Below are 25,551 nucleotides of genomic sequence, written 5' to 3'. Positions count from 1 at the left end.
GTAGTAGTGTGGTTTTTGTAATCTGAATTGTAGTAGTGTGGTTTTTGTAATCTGAATGGCACTATGATGATACTTAAACTGGATAATTATCAGCGGTGGGACACCCCATATCTGCGCTACGCGGATGGTGCTGTGACAGACCTAACCAACATCATTATGGCTCAAATTAAATACAATACGCGCGGGCTCAAACCCGGTGAACAGCTCACCAAGGTCAAAGGCACCATTGATGGCTGCACGAACAACCCCAACGTCCCCGGTGTCACCACCCAGGTGACCGCGGTGCAGACGGCGTACGACTTGGCCAAGGACAGCGTGGACCATGTAATGGCGCTCGAAAGTCAACTCAAGGAGGCGCGCATCGAGCGCGACCGGTTGCTGAAGGAAATGCTGCTCGTCTGGAAATTGCTGGGCACCAAAGTCGAGGATGTCACCGGCGGGGACGCGGCGAAAATCGCCAGCACCACCTTTGAAATTGTCAGCGCCCCCACCAACAAGCCCATGCCCGAGCAGATCATTGATGTCTATGCCGAGGCCACCAAGAAAGCGGGCGAAGTCCGCGTCACCCACAAACGTGACACGAACGCCGCGAGCTACGAATTCGACACCAGCCCCGACCCCATCACCGAGACGAGCTGGACGCATCGCCTCACCTCCACCAAATCCCGCAACCTCATCAAAGGCCTGTCCGCCACGCCCAAACTCTGGGTGCGCGTGCGCGGCATCAAGGGCGATTACGAGGGCGCGTGGAGCGACCCCGCCCTGACCAACGTCCTATGACGCCCGCCGCCGGACACGCGGGAAATAAACGCCACCCCATGCCCATGGGCCACGGATTGCTTACTTAAAGCCCCCCGCCCATGGCCATGACGGCTGGTGAAACAATCTCCCGCGCCTCCGGTGCTGTTTTTTATCCTTAATCCTTAATACTTAATACTTTGTTTTATGGCTTTTGACCCCACCAAACCCGCCAATGCGTCGTACGCCACGGCGGCGGAACTGCGCGCCCAACTCAACGCCCTCAAGGCCCTGATTGATCTGCTCAGCGCCCGCATTGATGCCATCCCCGCCGGACCGCCGGGGCCGCAAGGCCCGCCCGGAGCGGACGGCCAGCCCGGCCAACAAGGCCCGATGGGCGAGATTAGCGCGCAGAATTTGGCCGATGCCATCGCCAACCTCATCGCCAACCTCATCGCCAACACCAATTCTGTGGCGACCTTGGACTTTGTGGTGAGCGATCCCCCGACCCAATGGGAAGTCGGCACCATCCTGAACACCATCAATCAAATGATCCTGCTGATGCGGCGGGTGTAACGGGAAAGACCGCCGCCAGAAGGCGGAAGAACAAAGTAGCCGTAGGGAAATCATGCCGCGAAACGTGCCGCAGGTTTCCAACCTGCTGTATCGCCGACTTCCCAGTCGGCAGACGCTGGGAAATCGCCAACCGTGGGGAAGGCATGAAGGTCTGCGGATTGGAAATCCGCGACACAGCAGACTTGGAAGTCTGCGGTACGAGGGCGCCTGACCACCGGTAAACGTTGTCGCGCCGAAGCATCCTGGAGGGATGCGTTAGGTTTTATGGGACGGTGTTCCGGAGGTCATGCCCCGTTCCCCTCATGACGCTCCGGCTAGCTATCTGGCATCCTGTGCGGATGATGAGTTGCCTGGCGCGTGTTGAAGCCGGTGAATGCCGCAATTAATCTGTGCAGCGCGAGGGAATGCGTTTAAATTCATTTCTTGTGAACTCTGGCATGGATAGCGATGGTGTTTCGTGGAACCGGACGAATGCATGGTCCGGGGCGTGGATGTTGCTGCTGGTCGGGGCGCTGGGGTCGGCGCGCGCCGCGGATTCAGCGACGTTGCGGGCGGTGATCCGGGAGGCGCAGAGCGGCGAACCGGTCGCGTGTGTGGTGGCGTTGTGGGATGCCCAGGGGAAGCTGGCTCTGGAGCAGGCGGCGTGCAAGACCGGTTTTTTCTGCGCGGGGAAGTTTACGCGGGAGCTGCCGGCGGGCCGGGTGCGGTTGCGGATCAGCCGGGGGCATGAATACCGGGCGGTGGAGCAGGAGTTGGAACTCGCGCCGGACGAGCAACGGGAGATTGGCCTCACGCTGGAACGGGTGGTGGATATGCGCCAGCGCGGTTGGTTTGCGGGGGATAGCCACTCGCACATGATTCATGGTGAACGCACGCTGCCCGTCACGTTCGAGGAGGTGGCGCTGGCGGTGCGGGCGGCGGATCTGCATTACTTCAGTCTGGCGCATACGTGGACGCTGGATCATCCCACGCCGGAACGATTGGCTGCCGAGTTGACGCCGCGCTCGCAGCCGGATTGTGTGTTGACCTGGAATGTCGAGGCGCCGAAGAATTATTATCGCGGGGACGCGGGGCGTTGTCTGGGGCATTGCTGGTCGGTGAATACGGGCGGACGCCGGCCGGATGGCGCGAATGTCATCGAGCTGTTGTTGGCGGCGAGCGCTGCGGATTATGAGTCGGATAAACCGACGTATGCGAATTTTGAATCGCACCGGTTGATTCACGCGCAGGGCGGCGTGGTGGCGTATTCACACCCGCTCCGCTGGTGGATGGGGCCGTGGGGCGGGCAGGGTGGGTATCCCGCCGTGAAGGCGATGCGCGTTTCGAACATGGCGGTGGAATTGCCGCTGGATACGTTGTTGGGGCCCACGTATGACGGGTTGGATGTGATGACTTCGGCGGGGGAACTTGAGTTCAATGCGAAAGCGTTTGAGTTGTGGGGGCTGTTGCTGAACCATGGTTATCGCGTGGCCCCGACGGGTTCGTCGGATTCGTGCTTCGACCGTTCCGGTGGCGCGACTCCCGGATCGGCGCGCACGTATACGTTTCTGGAGGGGAAGTTCACGTTGGCCGCGCTGGCCAAAGGGTTGGCGGCGGGGCAGAACCTGGTGACCACGGGGCCGTTGATGATCCCGCTGCTGGATGGCCAGCCGCCCGGCACTGCCCGCCCCGCCGATGGCAAGGCGCATGCGTTGCAAATCGAGGTCTGGGCCTCGGGGGCGGATACGAACGGGCTGCGGCAGCTCGAACTCTTGCGCAACGGGCAACCGCACCAGCTCTGCCAGTTCGCGCCGGGGACCAGTTCGTTTCGCACCAATTGGATGGTGCAGGAGGCCGAGACCGCGTGGTATTGCGTGCGGTTGACGGGGCGCGACCCGCGGCAGCGGGCCGTTTCGGGCGCGTTTTACTTCGAGGCCGCCGATTATGCACCTCCGGCTCCCGTTCCGGCGCGGATTACGCTGCGCCTGGAGGATGCCGGGGATAAGCATTTGTTGCCCGGTGCGGTGACTGAACTCGCTTATCTCGGCCCCGTGCCGCGCCCGGAGCAGAGCCATGCGCTGCCCACCGGCGAAGGTGTTTTGAAGATCGCCGGGACGCTGCGCTTGCGCGCGGAAGTGCCGGGATACGCGCCCCTCACGCTGAGCCCGGTGCTGGATAATCCGCCACTAATGGACTTGATCACCCGGCTGGAGGAGCGCGATTTGCTGGATTGGCGGACGTTCGAGCAAATCCGCAAGCTGCTCGGCGAAGTGCGGCTGACGTTTGCGTTGAAGAAGACGCAGTGAGAAGTTCGCGGTATCACCTTAATCGGACGATGACGTGCGCTGCTTCACCATGGATCATTTGTGCTTTCAATCCGCCGGAGATTGGCGTTTAATCCACGGCCATGAGCTTGAGCCAAACACATCCATTGACGACGACCACGTTCGAACTGCCCGGTTACCGGGTCACCAAATCATTCGGCGTCGTGCGCGGCATCGTGGTCCGCTCCCGCTCCGTGGTGGGGAACTTTGTCGCGAGCCTGCAAACCATCTTCGGCGGGAATATTTCCATCTACACGACGCTGTGCGAACAGACGCGGGCGGACGCCTTCAGCCAAATGTTGACGCACGCGGGGGAGTTGGGCGCCAATGCCGTGGTGGGCGTGCGCTATGACGGCACGGAAATTGGCGCGGGCATCACGGAAGTGTTGTGCTACGGGACGGCGGTGTTTGTGGAGCCGGTTTCCGCCGCGCCGCCGCCGCTGCCGCAGTAGGCCTTACATCAGGTTCACCGGGTCAATATCCACCGCCAGGGTGACATCCTCCGGGAGATTGGTTTCCTGGAGCAACCGGGCAAGTTCCTTGCTCAACTGCGGCATTCGGGGCGTGCGCAGCATGAGTTGGTAACGATAGAACGTCTCCGCGCGCGCCAGCGGCGCGGCGGCGGGACCGGCAATGATCAGGTCTTTCCAACCCGCGGTCCGTTGCTCCACGTTCTTGCGCAGATGGGCGATGTGGAATTGCACCTTTTCCTCGTTGCGCCCTTTGAGCGTCAGCAGCGCGACGCGGCTCCACGGCGGATATTGGAGTTGCTTGCGGAATTCAATTTCCTCTTCGTAGAACCCCTCGAAGTCATGCTTGCGGGCGTATTGGATGGCGGAATGAAACGGGGTGAAGGCTTGCACGAACACTTCGCCCTCCACCTCGCCGCGTCCCGCCCGGCCCGCGACTTGCGTGAGGAGTTGGAAGGTGCGTTCGCCGGCGCGGAAGTCCGGCATGTGCAGGCCCAAGTCGGCATAGATGACGCCGACGAGCGTCACGTTTTCAAAGTGCAATCCCTTGGCGATCATCTGGGTGCCGACCAGAATATCTATCTTGCCGGTTTTAAAGTCGCCGAGAATGCGGCGGTAATCTTCCTTGCGCTTCAAGGTGTCTGAATCCATCCGGCGGACGATGGCGTGCGGGAACAGTTTGCCGAGCGTTTCCTCGACGCGCTCGGTGCCCAGCCCGGAATAACGAATGGCGGCGCTGTGACACGCTGGCGCCGGGCACACTTTCGGGGCGGGCGCTTCGTAACTGCAGATGTGGCAGCGGATTTTCTGCGCGGCGCGATGATACGTCAGCGAGACGCTGCAATTGGGGCATTCGGCGACGTAGCCGCACTGCGGGCATTGCAGGGACGTGGAGTAGCCGCGCCGGTTGAGAAAGAGCATCACCTGTTCTTTCTTCTCCAACCGTTGGGTAATCGCTTCCTTCAGTTGCACGGAGAAAACGGGCGGTCCCATGCCCTTGTGCGATTCGGTCCGCATATCCACGACCCGTACGACCGGCATCTTCTTGTGGTCGGCCCGATGCGGCAATTGCAACAGGCGATACTTGCCGCGCTGGACGTTGTAATAACTCTCCAACGAAGGCGTGGCCGAGCCGAGGACCACCACCGCTCCCTCGCGTTGGGCGCGCACGACCGCAACATCGCGCGCATGGTAGCGTGGCGCTTCCTCCTGCTTATAGGAGTGCTCGTGTTCCTCATCCACGATGATCAGGCCGAGCGGTTCCACCGGCGCGAAGATCGCCGAGCGCGCCCCGATGACGATGCGGGCGCGTCCCTGGCGGATCTTGTGCCATTCATCATGACGCTCGCCGCCGGAGAGATGGCTGTGCAACACCGCCACCAGCGTGCGCAACGGCCCCGCGCTGAACCGGGCTTTGAAGCGCTCCACCGTTTGCGGGGTAAGCGAAATTTCCGGCACGAGCACAATCGCGCCCTTGCCCTGCGCGAGGCAATGCGCCAGCGCCTGGAGATAGACCTCTGTCTTGCCGCTGCCCGTCACGCCGTACAGCAGAAAGGTGGAGGTGTTGACGCCCGGCCCTTCGGCGGCGGGGAGTTTCCCCCGGTCCATGGTCTTGATAATCTCATCCAGCGCGGTTTGCTGCTCAGCATTGAGCGGGAGCGGTTGGGTGGCCAGGATGACTTCGTGGGCATACGGGTCGCGCTCGGAAATCTGGGCGGAGATCAGGACCAGCCCTTTGTCCTCCAGCCGGCGCACGGTTTCCGGCGTGGCTTTGGATAGCTCCAACAACTGTTGCAGCGGCAATTCACGCCATTCCTCAATGATGTTCCAAATTTCCTGCTGACGCTTCGTGAGCTTGGGCAGTTCGCCCGTACGCGGTATCACGCGCACAAAGAGACGCTCGCGCCAGCCATCCGCTTCCTGCCGGACGGCCTCGGGCAGCACGCTCTTCAACGCGACTTCCGGAGCGCAACAGTAATACTCCGCGATCCAGCGCGACAATTCCAACACCCGCGGGGTGATGAGGCTGGGACGCCCGAGAATTTTGACGATGGAACGCAGATTGGTGTGCGTGGATTCCTCGATGACCGCCGTGACGCAGCCCGCCACCTCGCGTGAACCAAAGGGAATGCGCACCCGCGTGCCGACTTCCACCTGGGCGGCCAGTTCGGGCGGGATGGCATAATCAAACTCCTTGCGGAGCGCGATTTCAAGTGTGACCCGTGCAACCATGTTTCGGCATCAGGTTGGGACATGCCACGGCGGAGTCGAGCGAAAAATATGCCTTCATTTGCTTGCCAGCGTCCGTGGCGCGGCCAACAATATCCGGCGTCGCATGTTGCGTTTGCCTTTTAAATTGGCGCGGTGGCAACGATGGCTTCTAATCTTGATTGCCATCGCCATTCCCTTTTGGATTTTTGACTATTACTACACCTGGCGCGAAAATAGTCAGGACGCCCATATCCTCGCCGGCGCGGCGCGCTACGGGGTGGATCCCGCGCTGGTCAAAGCGGTGGTGTGGCGCGAAAGCCGCTTTGATCCCCATGCCAAAGGTGCCAAAGGCGAGGTGGGCTTGATGCAGATCATGAAGGATACCGCTGCCGATTGGGCGAAGACTGAGCGGCGCACGATGGCGTTTCACACTGAACTCTACAACCCCGCCTTGAACACCCAATGTGGCGCCTGGTATTTGCGCAAAGTGCTGCTGCGTTACCTGGGGACCACCGATAATTGCCTGCCCTACGCCCTGGCGGATTATAATGCTGGACGCGGTAATGTGTTGAAATGGATGAAGGGCGCGGCGGCTACCAATAGCGCGGTCTTCATTGAGCAGATCGGTTTTCCCAGCACCAAAGCCTACGTGCGTACCACCATGGAACGGTACGAATACTACCAGGAAAAGGGGTTTGGGAAAAAGAAATCGCCGTAGGCTGGTGCGGTAGCCCTACGCTCGTTCCCGTCGCGCAACCAGGAACGAGTTAAACATCATATACCGCAGCGGTGTGAGGTTTAACGCCAGCTCAATTGGTTTGGCCACGTAACGATCCGTGCATTCCACACGTTCCACCCGGCAACCGGCGCGGGTGAGAAAAAACTCCATCTCCAGCGCATTCGTGGCGATAATCGCATCGTCATCCGGCGTGAACGGCTGCTTGACGATTGGCTGCATGTGGTCGAAGCGCACCGCCTCGGGCTGGTCGCGCATCTGCCGGCGCTTCGCGCACAACCGTTGCCAATTGCGCCACTTGCTGCCCAGCCCGCGCATCCGGGGATGATAATCCCGAAACCCAAACACGCGGAAAAAGTTGGGACTAGACAGAACGATCTTGCCGCCGACCGCCACGACGCGGACCAACTCCGTGATGAATGACTCTGGATCATCCACATGCTCCAGCACATTCAACGCGCCCGCGCTGGCAAAATGCGCGTCGGGAAACGGCAGACGCTTGCCATTATAGAGCTGACAGCGTTGGGAAAACGTCTTGGCCCGCTCAATGTTCGGTTGTGATACATCCACCCCATGCGCCTCGAAGCCCGCCTCCGTCAATTTGGCAACAACCTGGCCAACCCCGCAACCGACATCCAGCGCCCGGCCACCGGCTTGCTCGGGCTTCAGGGTGTCCGTGTACTTGGCGTAAAAGGTGGCGTCCCACCCCGCGAGGAACTCGGCGTAGGCTTCGTTATGCTGATAATAAGTGTCTTGATGTCCCATGACCGGCGAAGATGTTCGCGATTCCCCGGAAAATTGCAATGCCGATTTGCGGCGCGAGCAGGTCGAGATAAGGACGAGGTTAATGGTTCCGGCAGCTTTGACTTTCCATGTTCCCCCAATTTAGAGTTTGCACCACGCGGCATAATTCCTTAACGATTCGGGGTAGTTGGAACCACGTTGATGACATGTTATGGCGATTGTTGGCAAATTAGATAAAACCGGGAATTCGTTCGCGGAAGATCCCCAGGCCAAAGCCGGGACCTTTATTCCCGGCACCAGCACGCTGGATTGCCGGCCAATCCTGCGGCACGAGGACGAGGGTATCTGGGAAAAGGTGGCCGAGCATCGGGACGCAGTTTATGCGATGCTGGAAGGCATTTGTGAAAAGCAGAAGGTGCGGTGCCAAGTGTTGCGCTCCGCCCCGTACGAGTTTCCCGCGACGGTGGCGGTGAGTCTTTGGGTGCCGCGCGGCCATATCCTGGTCACGGAGCGGTCCAGCCTGGTCGTCACCATCCATCCCGCGCCATTTTTTCAATACGAGATCGAATACGACGTGCGGGTGAAGGCGCGCGGGCGAGCACAGTGTTATCCGCGTTTGTGGCGGCTGACCGAGGAGCATCTGGAGTCGCTGGTGAATTACCTGCTGCGACGGGGGGATCTGCCGACGCTCAACGAACATGCGCTGCGGCGGCATTGGTTTCAATTGTGGCACCCGAAAAATCAGGCACGAGGGTTACGATGGGATTGCTTGGATTTTCTGAGGCGTCCGCGCCTGATCCGCAGTTCTGGCAAGCCGGAGGGTGAACCCCGGCAATTACGTTTAGTGGATGGCTGGCATCAGACATTGTTCAGGCAGGGTGCTGACGCGCGGGATTTCAAGGCGCGATTCATCGAGGAGTTGCAGCACGCCACCCAGGCCAAGCTGCGTTGCTGGCAGGAGGTCGTGTCTTACCAGGGGGTGGATGACCTAGAGGAGCGCGAGCAACTGGTTGTGGCCATGGGGCGGACCATGGTGTTTTGCCATATTTACCAGTACCAGAACGACCTCTACGTGGGGTGGAATGGGTACTTGAACGAAGGCCAGTGGCAAGAGGTGGAAATCGCCCGGGGCATTGATTGCGGGAATGGGTGTCCTACCAGCATCACCCTGGCCATCCAGGGAACCCACCCTCTGTCCGAGTACGATTTGGACGACCTGAATTTTACGATGGAATGCATTCACGCGCATCTATGCCATCACGTGCGGCGGTTGGTGGACGATAAACAAATCCGCCAGGCCATTGATTACCAGATTGTGCGCGGTGACCGGCAACACTTACTCAAGCCCGGCACGCTTGGCACTCAGGGGATAGCGGTGAGCCGCTTTGGTTCACCGGGCTAGCTGCATTTTGCCGGACGCCGATTGAGAGAGCTGATTACTTGGGTGTGACCGGTGGCGCATTGGTAGCTGCTGGGAGGCCTAGTTTGACGCGCAAGACGGCTTGGAATGCCTGGGCCTGGACGTTGGTATTCGGAGCCAACAGATTATCCAGCACGGTTTTGTTGATCACCGCGTAGTCCGGCAGGCTGACTCGCACCTTTTGGGAAGTATCGGTCATTTTTGCCATGTAATTGTTATAGATTTTCCGGGCCATCAATAGGAACCCATCGGCACGGTCATCGTAGTCCAGCGCCAGGTCCATGTATGCGTTGCGCAGGTAGCCCTCAATGAAAGAGGTGGTCTTTTTGTCATCCGTCTCGCCCGCACCTTCGGCGATGCGCTGGAGCGCGTAGGTTTCGAGATCGCGATTGCAGAACGTCACCCACATGTCATTGGGGTACTTATCGCAAAGCACTTTGAACCAAGCCGCCGCTTCGCGCATCCGGTTGTGGACATACAGGTGGAAGACCGCCTGGCGCAGGAAGTTCTTATGGCCGTTAATGATGTTGGGCGCGTTTTCTTTGTCCTCCGCCATCATTTGTTCGTAGGCTTTGTTGACTTGGGGAATAATGTCGAGGTTTGGGCCGAACATGGGCGGCAGGTTCACGCGGTTCATGATCAGCCGACCACGTTGGAACGACGTCTGCATGGATTGGTAGATCACGCGCCGCACCGGCATTAATTCACTCGGCCGGCATTTTTCCAGACCCAGCATGGCCCAGTAAACGGCGTGCGCTTCTGGCAGACGCCAGTCCAAAGGTCCGTATTCTTCGTCGGCCTTGGCCATGCGGCGCGGGTCCATCTTGTATTTTTCGCGCAGCAGTTTGGCGCGGGCGCGGGCGTCGTCGGTCTTGGGCGAGAGCAACTCCCGGTAGCCGTCTCGCTGCGGTCCCAGCACCTGGGTCATCTCGTCAATCCAATGTCGCTTATAGGTGTAATGCGCGTCATCGAGGCTCGCGCCCATCTTGTGCTGGAAAATCCAGCCCAGTTCGCGATAGATCAGCGCTTCGTCAGGATTGTAGCGCAGACCTTCATCGCGCAGCAGCGAGAAGCCGCGCTGAACCCAGCGCCAGCGGTCTTCCGGATCGCTGAACTTGACTGAGATATTGTACGCCATGTTCCAGGCTTGCATGAGCCAGACCTGCTTCATGCGGGGTTGGAGTTTGGTGATCCAATCGGACAACTGCACCATTTCAAAGAACTTATCCTCCTCCTGCATCTGGTTGGCACGGAGCCAAAGCGCGTTGGCGATCAAGCCGCGAAAACCGCCCAGCGCCATCGTGGTGAAAGCCAGCATTGGCGGAGCGCCGTCCAACCCGGGAGCGGTGGTCAGGATGCCCAGGCGTTGGCGATGCGCGTCCATGGAGCGTTGCACGAATCCCGCAGCCACCAGAAACAGAATGGCGGTCACCAGAAATAAGTGTTTATGGAAACGAGTTTGCATTTCACGACGTCCCTTGGGCGGTGGCCAACTCCCGCCGCGTAAATACAATTGCACCAAACAAGCCAAAGAGGCCGCCCAGCAACAGGACAATCTGGCTCACCGCGAGCGATAAGGTGGTCCAGGAAATGCTGCGGCCATTGCTTAATAGGTCCACGGGAGCAAATGATTGCGCCAGGTTGATTACCGTTAAAACCACCTTAAACACCGGGAGCATGAGCCGATCCACTACGGGATGCATGGGTTGCCCGGTTTCATGATCTTTGCCGCCGACCGTGCCTTCCTCGACAGAAGAGGCGATATTACTGCTGCCCAGCATCATCGCAAGCAGTGCGGCGGACGCAAAAGCAGCGACCGGGAATGACAGAAAACTCGCCGCCGCCAAGCCGACGGCGGCCAGCAGACTCAGCCAACAGAGAATGATGCCCAACCCGCGCGCAAAATTGAGCGCAAATCCACCTTCGTGATACAATACTTCCAAGCCGTCCTCCAGCGGGAATAGCAGCGCCGTCTGGTTGATGTTCGCCAAACTGATTACCAACGAACCGTCATCGCTGATCGCGTTGGAGGGGACGGAAAATTCGTGAAATGTTTCGGCGGCCATGCTTTTTATTTCATGAGTGTGCCGGGCCGGGGCGTCCAGCTTGCCAAAGCGCCACATCGCTGCAAAGGTGGCATTCGGCGCAGCTTGTGAGGAATAAAACTTGATCCGGAGATACAAGGGCTGGTCGGGTGATTTGCGCACCTCACGGGCGTCCAGTTTCCAAGTGCGGATATACCCGGGCATGACCAGTTGATGGCGAGCTTTGACTTGTTCCTCGATTTGTTGCCTGACAAACGGTTGGTCGGCTGGCGCTATCGGCGTCTCTTTCAGACGTGCTGCAAAAAGTTGGTCCACCATGGGGCGGAGGTTAATGGGCGGAGATTTGAGAGAACCGCGTGCCACCAGCACTTCATTTTTCAGGATGGCCTGCTGATCAGCCGGCAGGGAACCGGCCCGCCAGTAAATGAGGCCGTACACGCAGACCCCCGCCAAGGCCAACAGAAACGCGTTCAATGACACCAACCCCAACCATTTCCCCAGCCAGATTTCCCATCGGGCGATGGGTTTGACGGCGACGACCTGCATCTGGCAATCCTCAATATCGCGGGCCAAAGTGCCGCAGGCCAGCCATAGGGTGGCGATGCCCAGCAGCGCGGTGATGCTCCCTAGCGTGTATGTCAGTACAATCTGGATAAACCCACGGGCCGTCTCGTCGTCCTTCAATAATAGCGGCAGGCCGATGACCGCCCCCAGCAGCAGCGCGCTGAGAACCCAGATCAGGCGATACCGGAAAGCGGCTTTCCAACTTAACCAGACAATGGCCAGAATGCGCTGCATGGTGGTTGTTCTCAGGAAGTCTTTTTGCCCAGCAGCCCGGAAAGTTTTTCATTCGCCTTGGCCAGGTCCGCTGGCTTGGCCGGGACTGGTTGGGTTGGCGTTGATGCCGACGGTGATTGTGTTGGCAGCGTGGTCACGGGTTCCTCCGTGCCTTTGGTCAAGGCCGTTAATTTGGTCGCATCCATGCCGGGTATTACCAGGGGTTTCGATTCCGGTTGAGGCGGGGCAGGGGCCGGTGTGCTGAGCGGGTGCGTAAAGCGGTCCAACATCTTGTCCGGCGCGGTCGGTTGCGCCAGCGAGGCATCGCCGCGCAGATAATCAGCCACGCGGTTATGCGAGGTCGCGCCGGAGGTTTCCGCCGCACTTTCCCGTGCCTTGCGCACCACCTCCAGGAAATAGCTTTCCAGGTTTTGCGACGGGTTGTCAATTCGCACCTTATCGGCGGCGACATCCGCGTGGATCAGCGCCATCACTCGTTCCATGGTTTCACGCGACAATGGGGGCGTGGTAATGCGCATGGCATCACGGTTGGCCAGCAGATCCTTCAATGGCCCCATCGCCTGGATTTTACCGCCATAGTAAATCACCACCCGGTCGCACACATCCTCGACATCGGCCAGTAAGTGGCTGCTGAGGATTACCGTCTTCCCCCGGCGCGCCAGCGCCACGATCAAGTCCTTCACCTCGCGGCAACCAATGGGATCAAGGCCCGAGGTCGGCTCGTCCAAAATGACCAAGTCCGGATCATTGATCAGGGCCTGGGCCATCCCGATACGCCGTTGCATGCCTTTGGAAAATTCGCCTACTGCTCGGGAACGCACATTGCTTAACCCCACCATGTCCAGCAGTTGTTCGGTGCGTTGCTTGCGCTCGCCAGCGGGCAGTTCAAATAAGTTGCCAAAGAATTCCAGCGTTTCACGCGAATCCAGGTAGCGGTACAGGTACGACTCCTCCGGGAGATACCCAATGCGCGCTTTCGTGGCGACATGGCGCGGCGAATGACCGAAGACTTCGATGTGTCCTTTGGTTGGGTACAACAGCCCGAGGATCATTTTGACCGTAGTGGATTTGCCAGACCCGTTTGGGCCGAGCAGGCCGAAAACCTCCCCCTTGCGGACCTCAAAACTGACGTCATCCACCGCGCGGGCTTTAGGGCGGCCCCAGAAATCTTTGAAAATTTTAGTTAAACTCCGTACCGTCACTACCGTTTCAGCGGAGGCAACTGGGGCGGCGCTGGCAAGGGGATTAAGTTCAGCAACAGGCATGGCTTCAAAGTGTGGTTAAAGCCCTGGCTTGCGCGGATTCCTTGTTCCGCGCTTGTCCGTCTAGTCCGGGCTGAGTTAGTCGTTCTAGCATTGCCACGGCAAATATTGACGTATTTTTCGTGGATCATCAACCCATTTTCGCAATCATCACATGCGCGATATTCCGTAACCGGTGCGGCCCGTATTGAATTAAGGAATTTGCTTTCGCTTGCGCCCTAATTTCGGCTTACTAGACCCATGCGATGGCCTGCTGATTATCACATGCACACTCCGTTATGCCGTCATGCCACTGGTGAACCGGTGGCGTATGCGGCGCGCGCCAAGGCGCTGGGACTGGCGGAGATTGGTTTTTCCGATCATTCCCCCATGCCCCAGGATGATTTTGACGACTGGCGGATGCGGATGTCACAGTTGGATGAGTACGTCGCCAAAGTGCACCATGCCAAACAAGAACACCCGGATCTAGTCATCAAACTGGCATTGGAAGTGGATTATCTGCCCGGACAGGAACCGTGGATTCACCAGCTTTGGGCGCGTCATCCTTGGGATTATTTTATTGGTTCGGTGCATTACATATCCGGGGGGTGGGATGTGGATAATCCGAATCGCCTGGCCGAATGGAAGAAACGGGATACGTTTGCGGTTTGGCACGAGTATTACGAACGGCTTACCCAAGCGGTCGAGTCTGGCTTGTTCCATATCATTGGCCATTGCGATCTGCCAAAGAAATTTGGGTTTCGCCCGGCGGCGGATTGCACGACGTTGTTTGAAACCTTTCTAAACGCCGCGGCCCGCCAGAATGTGGCCATCGAGTTGAATACGGCGGGGTTGCGCAAAGAATGCCGGGAAATTTATCCCAGCCGGAAGATTCTGGAGATGGCCTTTGCACACGGCGTGGTGATCACGTTTGGCTCGGATGCCCATTTGCCGGAGGAAGTGGGCGCAAATTTTGCCGAGGCGATGGCACTGGCCAAATCAGTGGGCTACCGCGAATGGCGGCGCTTCACCGCTGGGCGCGCGGCCATGGTCCCGTTGGATGCTGCCGGTTAGACCCTGCATGGCCTCCCACACTCCAAGTCAACAGGAAGCCATCCGCCAGCGTGGCAATGTGCTGGTGATGGCGGGAGCAGGCGCGGGCAAGACGAGCACCTTGGTGGAACGTTGTTTGGCTTGGTTAATGGACCCGGCAGAGCAGGGGACGATGGATCGTTTGCTGATGGTGACATTTACCGAGGCGGCGGCGGCGGAAATGCGCAAACGCATCCGGGAGTCGCTGGAGAAGCGTCAGCGCGACACCCCTGAAAATGTCCATCTTGTCGAACAAATCGCCCTGCTGGACACCGCGCACATTCAAACATTGCATAGCTTTTGCTACGAGCTGGTGAGACGTCATTTTTATGAATTGTCGCTCGATCCGCAAATGGTGGTATTGAAAGACGGGCAGGACCAATTGCTGGCGGCGGAGGTGCTGGATGATCTGCTGGGAGAAATTTATGCCGGCAAGCATCCGGAGGCCGGGGAGGTGCAGCGTCTTATTCTCGAACGCGGCCACGGTAACGACCGGGATATTCGCAGCCTGACGCTTCGCTTGCATCGCTATGCCCAATCCTTGCGAGATGCAAACGGTTGGTTGGCGGGACAGATTAAATGTGTCGAGCAGGAGAAACCGTTGCAGTGGCGGGATTGGTTGCGGGAACGGGTGTTGGCATGGAGTGGCGAGTGGATGCCGATATTGCAGCAGGAACCCGCTGAGAATCTGAATGCCGCCCGCTGCGCCGGGATACTGGCCACGCTGGCCGAAACCTCGTCGGATGAACAGATGGCGGAGGTGCTGCAAACCGTGCAGGATTACGACAAGGATTGGAGTTTCGCCAAGAAGACCAAAACCAAATATCACAAACCCATCGAGAAGCTTTTTCAGGAAGCGAAGTTTTATGGTGCCCTGCTGCCCGGCAAACCAGGTCCCGATCCACTCCAAGAGGATTGGGATTGGTGCCGGCCACAGATGCTCGCGCTCCTTCGGCTTACCCGGCAATTCAGCGGGCGGTACGCTGAGCGCAAACGCCAGCAGGCAGTGCTTGATTTTTCCGACCTCGAGCAATTCGCGTTGCGCCTGCTATGGAACTCCGAGACGGGGCGTCCCAGTCCCGTGGCCGAGGTTTGGCGCGAGCGGTTCAGGCTTGTTTTTGTGGATGAATACCAGGATATCAATGAGGCACAGGATGCCATCCTGCTGGCGTTGTCCCGCGAGGGACTGGGGGCCAACCGGTTTCTGGTCGGCGATGTAAAACAAGGCATCTACCGTTTCCGGTTGGCCAATCCGCACATTTTCCAAAGTTACATGTCGCGTTGGCGTCAAACGGATGGCGGCGGGCGGGTTATCGCGCTGACGGAAAACTTTCGCAGCCATGAAGCCATTTTACATTTCATCAACGAGCTTTTCAGGCCCTTGATGCGGAGTGAGATGGGCGGAGTGGTTTATGACGAGGATGCCGCCCTGCGCTACGGTGCGCCCGAGGGGCGTCCGATGCTGCGCATGGATTCTGATCCAGTGGATTGCCGCCGGGTCGAAATGCATTTTTGCGTGACGTCCAAGACGAAACCCATGGCACCTCCGGAGGAATCAGAATCCGACGGTCTCGCGCCGATGGAAGAATTGGCAAAGGATGCCCGGGAAGCACGATTGATCACCGAACGGTTACAGCGGTTTATTCAGGAGAAAACGAACGTCTGGGACAGCCATGAGAAAATATACCGGGCCTTGAAATGGAGCGACGTGGTGATTCTGTTGCGTTCCCCCCGTACGCGGGTGGATGCGTATGCCAAGGAATTTGATCGTGCCCAAATTCCCCTGGTGGCGTCGCGGAGTGGATTTTTTGAGAGTCAGGAAGTGGCGGACCTGCTGGATTTGATGCGTTTGCTGGATAATCCATTGCAGGATTTGCCGCTGCTGACGGTGTTGCGTTCTCCGCTCGTGGGGCTGTCGCTGGACGAATTAGCGACGATTCGTCTTGCAGAACGCAAGGCGCGGCTGTGGACTGCGATGAATAAGTGGTGTCGGCAAAGTCCAACCGATGCCGCAGGGTCTCCCGCCTTAACCAAAGTGCGCCGCTTCCTGGAGAATTATGAACGCTGGCGAGTGCTGGCCAGACAGGGCGCGTTGTCGGATTGCCTCGAAACGGTGCTGGATGAAACGCATTACGCGGATTGGTGCCGCGCGCAGGATCGTGGCGAACAGCGTCACGCCAATGTGCAACGGTTGCTGGCGCTGATCCGGCAGTTTGATCCCTTGCAGCGTCAGGGCTTGTTTCGTTTTCTGGAGCACGTACAAGCGTTGTCGGAGGCGGAGGTAAACACCGAACCTGCGTCCATCAAGGCAACGGATGCAGTGCGGTTGATGAGCATCCACCAAAGCAAGGGACTTGAATTCCCGGTGGTGGTGGTTACTGGCTTGGGGGGGCGTTTCAACCTCCAGGACATCACTGCCGATATTATTCTCGATGAAACCTATGGGGTATGTCCTCGGGTTAAACCGCCCCAGACTGGCCAGCGCTATCCCAGCATTGTTCATCATCTGGCCGCGTTACGCCAGCGACGGGAAAGTTTGGGCGAGGAATTGCGGTTGCTCTATGTGGCCGGCACCCGGGCCATTGAACGGTTGCTCCTTTTTGGGACAGCGGATGAAACAACGCTCAACGAGCGATGGTCCGCAGATGCTGCCAAACCCGTTTCTCCAGTGCGACTACTTAAGGCCAGCACACCGCTTGATTGGATTGCCCCCTTGATTTTACGCGCGCTGGAACACCAGGACGATACGCCGATTTCGGGTAAGGCCACGCACTTTGAATGTGTTGTCCATGCCCCCGCGCTGCCAGAGGAAGTGGACGTCCGATCTGAAACGCAGGTGCCAGCGGAGTTCGCGGACATTACCATGCCGGAAGAGTTACAGAAACGGCTGCTTTGGCAATATCCGCAGACTTCAGCCACCATGGAATCGGCCAAAACCACGGTCACCGCCTTGCGGCGTCGGCAATTGGCCGTGGAAGAAGGTGAATCGCGCGTGGTGTCTTTTGGTGGTCGCCCAGGATTTGAAGCCAGTCGTCCGGGAACGTTGAGTGCCGCCGAACGGGGGCGGGCGCATCATCTCTTTCTCCAATATGTGCCGCTGACCCTGACTGGCAGCGTGGGCGAACTCAAGTTTGCAGCGGAACAGTTGCGGGATAACGGGTTGCTGGCCGTGGCTGAATTTGACGCGTTGGATTTTTCAGCACTGGCCCAGTTTTGGCAGTCCGAGGCAGGCACGCAAATCCGTTGTCATCCAGCACAGGTGCATCGCGAATTGCCATTCATCGCGCGATTGACGGCTGATGATATGTTTGCTGCTGGTCTGGCCCTCCCGCTGCAAGCGTTAAAAGACGAATTCATGGTGGTGCAGGGTATTGCGGATTTGGTGGTGACGCTGCCTCATGAACTTTGGGTGGTGGATTTCAAGACCGATGGGTTGCGCAAAGGTCAGCTTGAACAGAAAATCCGCGACTATGCGCCCCAACTCCAACTTTACGGAATCGCACTCAGCCGGATTTTCCAACGTCCGCTGGGCCATCTGTGGCTACATTTCCTTAATGCCAAACAGACCGTGGACGTGATGCCCGCATAAACCCGCCTTGGAAAACACCTGATCGGCTATGCCCGCTTTTAGGACTTATTATTTCGGCAAGGGCATCGAAGCCGCTTTCACCGTCTGATAATTCGTGTCCAGCGCCGGTTGCAGCAGGAGGAGCGCGGCGAGGCGCCGGGCTATGTGAGTGACCTCGCGGGCTTCATCCACCGTGAGTGGGCGTTTCAATAACGCAAACTCCCGGTAACTGAGCCATTTTTTCATGACCTGATAGCCGCCAATGGTGTAATCCCAAACCTTCGCCGGCACATTACGCCAATACGCCGTGTCATTGAGGTAAATATCGTGCGTGGTAGCGCCAAGCAGGAAGGTTTTACCGTTGTTCTCGTCCATCCGATAATCACGCGTCAACCGCTTGCCTTTGCCAGGCATAGTGACGCCCTCTTTCCCAGCATGCCCCCAGCCGGCGCTGAGCGAGAGATTTTCGCTGGATGATAACACCGCGATGGACTTCAATTCGTTGCGTAGTTTACCGGCATTGACGCCTTCAACCGTAGTTTCAGCATCGAGTAATGCGGCAATTTGCCTGCCCAATCTGGCAGAAGCAATCAGTGCGGCTTTAGAATTCGGCAATGGGATGCGCGGCCAATCCTGTCGAATGCCGTCCGTGTTCTCGGTGAGGTACGAGGGGGAGAATCCGATGGCAAGCGCATGCATCCAAAGTAGCGATGCCACATCCGTATCCGCATCGGGATTCTTGATGCCAAGATTCGCGAGATAACCGCGCGCGGCGGTTGAAAGATTTGCGGTGGTTTTGATTTCCACGGAATCGGCCGATGCCGCCTCTTGAAGAATGTAGCTTAACTCGCCGTTGCCATCGTCTGGTTCCTTTGTTTTGTTTTTTGCTTCGGAGCGCAGACCAAGGGGAAAGTAATAAGCGTGCCCACGCAGGAAGTCGTTATCGCCTAACAATGTCGTGTAGAACAACGGGAAGCCCTCGGGACTGGCTACCCCAGCGGGACGGCACATCAAGAAAGCGTTACCATTCCAGTTTTGCGCCCAAAGTTTTGGGCGAGGTTCATTCCAGAGCGGGCGTTCAGAACTATAATAACACCAACGAGTATCAAACGGGCGAAGCGCATAGCGTTGGAGATGGTTGGGTTGATACCCTTCTGCTTTCAAAACTTTTTCACGCGCACTTTTAGCGTTAAATCTGGCGGCATCTTGGGTTAATCCAGTATTAACGTTTACGAGCGAATCCCAACTTGTGGTTGGGTCATAATACAACTTCATCCGCTTTTCTAAAGCGGCCCGATCAATATCTATTAGCGCGCCGCCGCGCTTTTCCATGAGACCGTTTATGGGCGGCTCAGCGCAAAGGTCAACAAGGGCAGCCCAATCAAGATAATACTCCGCTATATCTGATGGTCGAAGACTGAAACGGTTTTCTTTTTTTGGCTGGCTCTTCTCATATTGTGCGTTGAAGTTCTTAACTTCCAAGCTATCGAGCAGCTTGGCGCGTCTATCTGCCGCTTTTGCATCATTCAAATCATCACGGAAGAAGACCGTTGGTTTCCGATTCTTACCGGTTTTGACCCATAGCGAAATGGCTACGCCTTGCTGAATGCCGGGCGAAGATCCTGCCAAGGCGAAAATTGTTTCACTTGTCCGACCATCAGGCGCGTATTCTGAAATTTTTCGATTCCCGTGCATGTTTTCAATCCAAAGACGATCAAATGAATTGAGAAGGTGTTGACGTAGCACGACAAATGAAGGGTCGCTGATCCACGAATGATTGGAAATATAACAGACAACCCCCTTGCCGGTTTTCTCTGCGATGCGTCTCTCTGCCAGACGGAAAAACCGGACATAAAGATCATCGAGGTTGAATTTTTTGATGCCCCAATCCTTTACCAAGCCCGCTTTATATGGTTCAACCATGCCTTGTTCTTCATCCGGGCTGATGCCCGCATAAGCATTGTACGGAGGATTGCCGAGGATGACGAGAATTGGTTTCTCCTGCTTCACCTTGCCAGCGCCTTTGCGTTCCGATTCCAGTTCCGGCCAGTTGGCAAGCTTTGGGTTTGCTCCAGAAAAATCCCAACCGGTGAGGGAATTGGTCAAAAAGATGCCGGCCCGCTCGTGTTTTGAATCGTCCAGCGGCACGGCAAAAGTTTGCAGCAATAATCCGATTTGCAGATGTGCTACCACGAAGGGCGCGGGCATGATTTCAAACCCCAAAACACGATTTTGTGCCGCTTCCTTTGCCGCCAATTCGGCGAGTGCGCCTTCGCTTTTCTCAACTTTTATCGTGTGAACGATTTTCCGCAGCACTTCAACCAGATACGCACCGGTGCCGCAGCAGGGATCAAGGACAAAGACGCGGGGGTCAGCGAGGCCGTCGGGTATATCTAGTTCCTCGCGCAACACGGTATCCACGCGGGCGACCTGGTATTGCACAATTTCCGGGGGCGTGTACCACACCCCGAGTTCCTTGCGGAGTTTGGGATCGAAGGCTTCGAGGAATGGTTCGTAAAAGTATTGGACGGCGTAAGTTTCCAGGAATTTTTCGAAGAACGCGAGCCGGTCTATCCGGTTGAGCGCAGCGGCGGTCCAGTCCAGCACTTCCACCAGACCGAGTGGACCAAGTTTGGTGGGGGTGGCGACCTGTTCAAACAGGGCCTTGATCATCGGGACATGAAGCGTCCATGCGGCTGCCTTCCAATCAAAGGCATCGCGGCGTTGCGGCTTTTCCTTATGCCAGAGGACCCACGCGGAGAACACACCGTAAAAGAGCGTTTGCACCAGCGTGGAGCGAAAGAAGTGTTCCCCTTGTGCGGCCTCGAACTTCATGCCCAAGGCTTCCTCCAGCGCGGTGCGGACGGCGGTGAGTGCAGGCAGATCCCCGGCGTGTTCGACGCGGGCGCGGGCGTCACGGGCGTATGAGGCCAGGAAAAAGGCGACATCCTTGGGATTATCCAGCGGGGCGGCGTGCAGCAGAACTCGCTTAAGGTATTCTGAAAAGCGTTCGCCAAAAGTATCGGCGGTTTTTCGGGGATGCGAAGCGGCGGTCCAGAAGGCGGGTTCGTCTTCGGCGAGTCGGAAGGCTTCGAGCAGTTCCATGTCACCACCCGGCCCGCGTTTGAGCAGGCGGAAATCGCGGTAGTTGGTGATTAAGACCTGCCCGTAGTTGTTCAGGTAACCAAGCACCTGCGAGGTTTGGGCCAGTTGCGCGAGGTCCTCCCCCGGGCCTTTAACTTCAATGACGCCTCGTGCGGGTTTTTGCCCTCGAAGTGGCGCGCCTTCATCGCAATTTTTGAGTTGGTCGGGAGTGAAAAGGCCGCCATCAGGCATGCCCGCACCGCTGTTCTGGAGTTGAATAATGCAATGAACCTTTGGTTTGAGCGTCTTGCCAATTTCGTTCAACAGCGTGGCCAGCGGGCCGTAGCCGGAGGCTTCCTTGACGGACGCTCCGCTACTATGGATGACGCGCAGTTCCGTGAGATAAGATTCGAGGGGTGTCATTGGCTCAATACATCAGCATAAATATCCGCAGCAATTTGCCGTTTTCAGGAATTTTCATGGGTCACCTATCGGTTTACGAGTTGTCCCGCCACATGCCCTAGCCACACGCCAATCAGGCAGGCGACTACGGATACACCCACGTTTGCGCCAGCCTGCAACCATTCTCCGCCCTGCACCAAGGTTAAGGTTTGCAGGCTGAACGACGAAAACGTGGTGTACCCGCCGCAAACACCGATCATCAGGAATTGATTAATGAACTGGTGATGCTTGGGGCCCAAGCGTCCTTCCGTGCTGATCAACGCGGCCAGGAATCCAATCAAAAACGATCCGCTGATGTTGACGAGGATGGTGCCCCAGGGAAACGTCTGTCCCACGCGATTGGCAATGGCGCCGGATATCCAAAAGCGCGCCAGTCCGCCCACTGCGCTGCCTGCGGCTACCAAAAAGTATTGCATGACGTGGCTGACGGGGTTAGCCGCCGATTTCTTGCGGACCTTTGCCGCCATTGACCAGGAACAGTGCTGCCATACGCACCGCCAGACCGTTGTTGACCTGTTCCAGGATGACCGAGCGTTCGCAATCCGCAATTTCGCTGTCAATCTCCACGCCACGGTTGATGGGGCCGGGATGCATGATCATGACATCCGGCTTGGTGCGGGCAAAGCGGCTCTTGTTGAGGCCAAACAGACTGGTGTATTCACCCAAACTGGGGAACATGCTCTTGCGCTGCCGTTCATGCTGAATCCGCAGCAGGTTGATGACATCGGCGGAAACGATCGCTTCTTCCATATCATAGGTGACCTTGCATCCCATTTGCTCAAACACTTTTGGAACCAGCGTGCTGGGTCCGCACAGGGTCACCTTGGCGCCAAGTTTGGTCAGTGCCCAAATGTTGGAGCGCGCCACCCGGCTGTATAGGATGTCGCCCAGAATGGTCACGTTCAATCCGGCCACGCCCCCTTTCCGTTCACGGATGGTAAAAACATCCAGCAGCGCCTGCGTGGGATGCTCGTGCGCGCCGTCTCCGGCGTTGACGACACTGGCCTTGAGGAAGCGTGCGATAAAGTGAGGCGCACCGGCGGCACTATGCCGGATAATGAAAATATCGGCGTTCAAGGCTTCCAGGTTGCGGACGGTGTCTTTTAACGTTTCACCCTTTTTCAGGGAGGATGCCTCGGCGGAAAAATTCACCACATCCGCGCTGAGCCGCTGAGCCGCCAATTCAAAACTGCTACGGGTGCGGGTGGATGGTTCTACAAAAAGGTTGATCACCGTCTTGCCCCGGAGCGCCGGGACTTTCTTGATTGCCCGCGCCCCCACCGCCTTGAACGCCCGGGCGGTGTCTAGCACGGTAATGATTTCGTCAGCCGAAAGAGTTTCAATATCGAGCAGGTGTTTGCGATTCCAACTCATAGTTTGGGGTGGGGTTGATGGTTGGGGTTAATCTTTCAGTAACACGACGCTATCGTCGCCACCGTCCTCTTTGAGGCGTGCTTCAATGTGCTCGGTGGCGGCGGTGGGAACATTTTTCCCAACAAAGTCCGCCTTAATGGGCAAATCCCGGTGTCCGCGATCAATTAGCACCGCCAGTTGAACGCGCCGGGGACGGCCAAAATCGTTCATAGCATCCAGAGCAGCGCGGATGGTGCGTCCGCTAAAGAGCACATCATCCACCAGCACCACTGTCTTGCCCGTGATGTCGAACGGAATGTGGGTGGGATACACGGTGGGCACCGCCTTGACGTCCAGATCGTCGCGATGCATGGAAATGTCCACCGCGCCAACCGGTAGCGATTTCCCAAGGATGCCTTGTAGCGCGGTGGACAGGCGTTGCGCCAGAAATACGCCGGTTCGTTGAATGCCGATCAGCACCAAGCCGGAATGGTCAGGGTTGCGTTCGATGATTTCGTGCGCCATGCGTGCCAAGGTGCGGCCCAATGCATCGGCATTTAGAAGTTGGATGGCTTCGCTCATAAAAAATAAGCCGTTCCGCGTCAGCGGATCGGCTTGGCTATAAAGATACAATTTTCATAGTTTCCTTGGCGACCTCGCGGGATCGCGTTAAAGGAACCCTTTACATCATCTATTCCATTGCCCGAGGGGTTATTCCTCAGGCCGTTGTTGGTGCTGCTGACGACTTTTTCTCCACTTGGAGCGATGTTTAACAATCCAATCAGTCAAGGCTCGCTCGAATCCAATATCATGTCCCGCCTTCTCCGATTCAATCCACTTGTGTTTCAGGATTTCCTCCCGCTCCGCTAAAAATTCACGATAGAGAGTCGAATTCTTTATCAGATCGCTCGCAGCAACACCGTCTTTGGTATCTCCTGGCATAACGACGCACAACATATTTATTAATGTCAACAAACCAAGTTTACCAGCATTGACACGATTGACAATAGAATTTTACACCGATTTTTCATCGCGCGGTGCGACTAAAGGAAAGCAGCCGGGTGCCGATGGCGCACAATCCAGCCATGAAATGCGCCATCGGCCTGAGCTACGGCTTGACGCTGACCCGTTGCACAAACTCGTTTTGTTTCACTTCCGCCGCTTGCAGCGGCTGGCCATTCACGGACACCCGCTCGAATTTAACGTCGGTGACCCCATGGCTCGCGTCAAATCCTTTGAGTTCCACGCGGGGTTGGGTGCCGGTGGCGCGGATATCGCGGAACGTCACGCCGTCAATATGCCCACGCTCCGGGTCTCGCGACCACACCTGCTTGCCAATCCAGACGGAAATGAGCCTTTTGGTTTCTTCGATGCGCAGGTTTTCAAAGGTTACATTGCTGATTCGCGCGGCATCGCAATGATACACGCGCAAGGTCCATTCGCGGCCCTTGTCGTGGATGACATCGCAGTTGGCGAAGCGGACCTGATCCACGTCCTCGCGCAATTCCGCCCCCACGCTTAGCGCGTGCGCGACTTCGTTCCAGAGCACGCAATCATGCACGAAAATATTCCGCACCGGCCCTTGCCCCTTGTCGGCTTTGATCACCACCAGGTCGTCAAGGGTGCGAATGAAGCAGCCGATCACCTCCACGTTACGGCTGTTACAGATATCAATGCCATCCGAGTTGGCGCGGTAACCCAGGAGTTTGAGGTTGTTGACCTTGACCTGCTCGGATCGTCGGATCGGCACGGTCCAGACACTCGAGTCGCGCAAAATGACCCCTTCCAGCAGAATGTTCGTGCCGCGCACCGAAACCATGTGCCGCGAATGCGTGGGGCAAAGTGTGCCGTCAATGATGCCCCGGCCTCGCAGCGTGATGTTCTCGCCCTCCAAACTGAACAGGGATCGCCCGCCGGGTTTGGGAACCCCGCGTACCACCGCGCCGCCCGCCACGTACACGGTTTGACCGGAGGTGACGCGCACGTTATCCACCTCGTGAATGCCCGGCCCGTAATAGATGACGTTGGGATCGCCTTGGTGCGGCGCGTTCGTCTCTGGCGGGTTGGCGAAGAGATGGAGCGAATTGACCCAGTTATCGTTCACTTCCAATGTCACGTGCCCCGGGCAGTTCAGCGTGAATACAATGCGATTACCAGACACGCTCGGGTTGATGCCATACGAGGTGGGCAGCAGCTTCACCGTCTTGATGGGGTCGGCGCTGGTCACGGTCACCTCGGTTGGGCCTTGCAGGTCGAAATACGTGAAGCAGGCGTGTTCATAATAGGCGGCGGAGTTGGTCTTATCATCCATGGCCTTGAAGCGCCGGGCGGGATCACCGGAGGCCACCCGGGCGATATACATCGGCGCACGCTGCTGGCCGAGCATCACCATAAAATTGGTCGCCAACGGTTCCCCAGCGGGCGCCGGGCAAATCCGCACCGTTGCCTCTGCCGCCGTTCCACCCCCCGCCGCCATCAGCATTACCATGGCCGCCGCCATGAGCCCGCGTTGTTGTAATGACAAAATTGACATAAGCTCAGCATCCAACGCCCATCTCCCCACCGCAAGTGAAATATCAATGGGTTCATTGGCCGCCACAATGGGCGGGCCAGGGCCCGCTGCCCTTGATCCTGATTTTGCATGGTGCGGGTGGCAACGGCTTAATTTGTACCTTGATAAAGCCGGTTGGGCGTAGAAGGCGGATGCTGC

The 25,551-nt window shown here is 57.6% G+C and carries 19 protein-coding genes; 8 read left to right on the top strand and 11 right to left on the bottom strand.

Annotation, left to right across the window (positions count from 1 at the left end; genetic code table 11):
* Positions 1-63: 63 nt before the first annotated feature.
* The 4 genes from WCO56_02625 to WCO56_02610 all read left to right on the top strand — a co-directional run bounded on the left by WCO56_02625 (position 64) and on the right by WCO56_02610 (position 4,069).
* Entirely contained in the window at positions 64-780 is a 717-nt protein-coding gene (locus tag WCO56_02625) for a hypothetical protein (GenBank protein MEI7728432.1), read from the top strand.
* Positions 781-945: 165 nt separating this feature from the next.
* Positions 946-1,314, top strand: coding sequence for a hypothetical protein (locus tag WCO56_02620; GenBank protein MEI7728431.1), 369 nt, complete (start codon positions 946-948; stop codon positions 1,312-1,314).
* A 425-nt stretch (positions 1,315-1,739) separates the two neighbouring features.
* The gene (locus tag WCO56_02615; protein ID MEI7728430.1) at positions 1,740-3,599 is read left to right on the top strand and encodes a CehA/McbA family metallohydrolase; all 1,860 of its coding nucleotides are present in this window, start codon (positions 1,740-1,742) and stop codon (positions 3,597-3,599) included.
* Between the two features lie 101 nt (positions 3,600-3,700).
* Positions 3,701-4,069, top strand: coding sequence for a YbjQ family protein (locus WCO56_02610; protein MEI7728429.1), 369 nt, complete (start codon positions 3,701-3,703; stop codon positions 4,067-4,069).
* A gap of 3 nt (positions 4,070-4,072) precedes the next feature.
* Here the strand turns inward: WCO56_02610 and priA are convergent, their stop codons facing one another.
* On the bottom strand, positions 4,073-6,319 hold the full coding sequence (gene priA / locus WCO56_02605; protein ID MEI7728428.1) for a primosomal protein N': 2,247 nt from the start codon (positions 6,317-6,319) through the stop codon (positions 4,073-4,075).
* A 103-nt stretch (positions 6,320-6,422) separates the two neighbouring features.
* Between priA and WCO56_02600 the strand changes: the two genes are divergently transcribed.
* A complete protein-coding gene (locus WCO56_02600) occupies positions 6,423-7,016 on the top strand; it encodes a lytic transglycosylase domain-containing protein (protein MEI7728427.1) in 594 nt (197 codons plus the stop codon).
* Positions 7,017-7,031: 15 nt separating this feature from the next.
* Here the strand turns inward: WCO56_02600 and WCO56_02595 are convergent, their stop codons facing one another.
* Positions 7,032-7,799, bottom strand: a complete 768-nt coding sequence (locus WCO56_02595; protein ID MEI7728426.1) for a class I SAM-dependent methyltransferase — start codon at positions 7,797-7,799, stop codon at positions 7,032-7,034.
* Between the two features lie 190 nt (positions 7,800-7,989).
* On the opposite strand from WCO56_02595, the gene WCO56_02590 reads away from it, so the two are divergent.
* A complete protein-coding gene (locus tag WCO56_02590) occupies positions 7,990-9,180 on the top strand; it encodes a hypothetical protein (protein MEI7728425.1) in 1,191 nt (396 codons plus the stop codon).
* A 34-nt stretch (positions 9,181-9,214) separates the two neighbouring features.
* On the opposite strand, the gene WCO56_02585 is transcribed toward WCO56_02590, so the two are convergent.
* The 3 genes from WCO56_02585 to WCO56_02575 are packed head-to-tail and all read right to left on the bottom strand — an operon-like array spanning position 9,215 to position 13,306.
* On the bottom strand, positions 9,215-10,663 hold the full coding sequence (locus WCO56_02585) for a hypothetical protein (GenBank protein ID MEI7728424.1): 1,449 nt from the start codon (positions 10,661-10,663) through the stop codon (positions 9,215-9,217).
* A gap of 1 nt (position 10,664) precedes the next feature.
* Positions 10,665-12,041, bottom strand: coding sequence for an ABC transporter permease (locus tag WCO56_02580; protein MEI7728423.1), 1,377 nt, complete (start codon positions 12,039-12,041; stop codon positions 10,665-10,667).
* A gap of 11 nt (positions 12,042-12,052) precedes the next feature.
* Positions 12,053-13,306, bottom strand: a complete 1,254-nt coding sequence (locus WCO56_02575) for an ABC transporter ATP-binding protein (GenBank protein ID MEI7728422.1) — start codon at positions 13,304-13,306, stop codon at positions 12,053-12,055.
* A gap of 237 nt (positions 13,307-13,543) precedes the next feature.
* On the opposite strand from WCO56_02575, the gene WCO56_02570 reads away from it, so the two are divergent.
* The gene (locus tag WCO56_02570; GenBank protein ID MEI7728421.1) at positions 13,544-14,356 is read left to right on the top strand and encodes a histidinol-phosphatase HisJ family protein; all 813 of its coding nucleotides are present in this window, start codon (positions 13,544-13,546) and stop codon (positions 14,354-14,356) included.
* A gap of 7 nt (positions 14,357-14,363) precedes the next feature.
* On the top strand, positions 14,364-17,963 hold the full coding sequence (gene addA / locus WCO56_02565; protein MEI7728420.1) for a helicase-exonuclease AddAB subunit AddA: 3,600 nt from the start codon (positions 14,364-14,366) through the stop codon (positions 17,961-17,963).
* 48 nt (positions 17,964-18,011) lie between these two features.
* Here addA and WCO56_02560 read toward each other — a convergent pair whose 3' ends face one another.
* From WCO56_02560 to WCO56_02535, 6 genes are all read right to left on the bottom strand, one after another.
* Entirely contained in the window at positions 18,012-21,449 is a 3,438-nt protein-coding gene (locus tag WCO56_02560; protein ID MEI7728419.1) for a type ISP restriction/modification enzyme, read from the bottom strand.
* A 65-nt stretch (positions 21,450-21,514) separates the two neighbouring features.
* The gene (gene crcB / locus WCO56_02555) at positions 21,515-21,904 is read right to left on the bottom strand and encodes a fluoride efflux transporter CrcB (GenBank protein MEI7728418.1); all 390 of its coding nucleotides are present in this window, start codon (positions 21,902-21,904) and stop codon (positions 21,515-21,517) included.
* A gap of 16 nt (positions 21,905-21,920) precedes the next feature.
* Positions 21,921-22,862, bottom strand: coding sequence for an aspartate carbamoyltransferase catalytic subunit (locus WCO56_02550; GenBank protein ID MEI7728417.1), 942 nt, complete (start codon positions 22,860-22,862; stop codon positions 21,921-21,923).
* Between the two features lie 27 nt (positions 22,863-22,889).
* Positions 22,890-23,423 (bottom strand): bifunctional pyr operon transcriptional regulator/uracil phosphoribosyltransferase PyrR, encoded by a 534-nt coding sequence (pyrR, locus tag WCO56_02545; GenBank protein ID MEI7728416.1) that lies wholly within the window; start codon positions 23,421-23,423, stop codon positions 22,890-22,892.
* Between the two features lie 129 nt (positions 23,424-23,552).
* Positions 23,553-23,783 carry a DUF4032 domain-containing protein gene (locus WCO56_02540; protein MEI7728415.1) on the bottom strand — a complete coding sequence of 77 codons (231 nt, stop codon included), beginning with the start codon at positions 23,781-23,783 and terminating at the stop codon, positions 23,553-23,555.
* A gap of 166 nt (positions 23,784-23,949) precedes the next feature.
* Entirely contained in the window at positions 23,950-25,365 is a 1,416-nt protein-coding gene (locus WCO56_02535) for a glycosyl hydrolase family 28 protein (protein ID MEI7728414.1), read from the bottom strand.
* Between the last annotated feature and the right edge of the window lie 186 nt (positions 25,366-25,551).

Source organism: Verrucomicrobiota bacterium, assembly GCA_037139415.1.
GTDB lineage: Bacteria > Verrucomicrobiota > Verrucomicrobiia > Limisphaerales > Fontisphaeraceae > JBAXGN01.
This window is presented reverse-complemented; position numbering and strand designations above follow the sequence as displayed.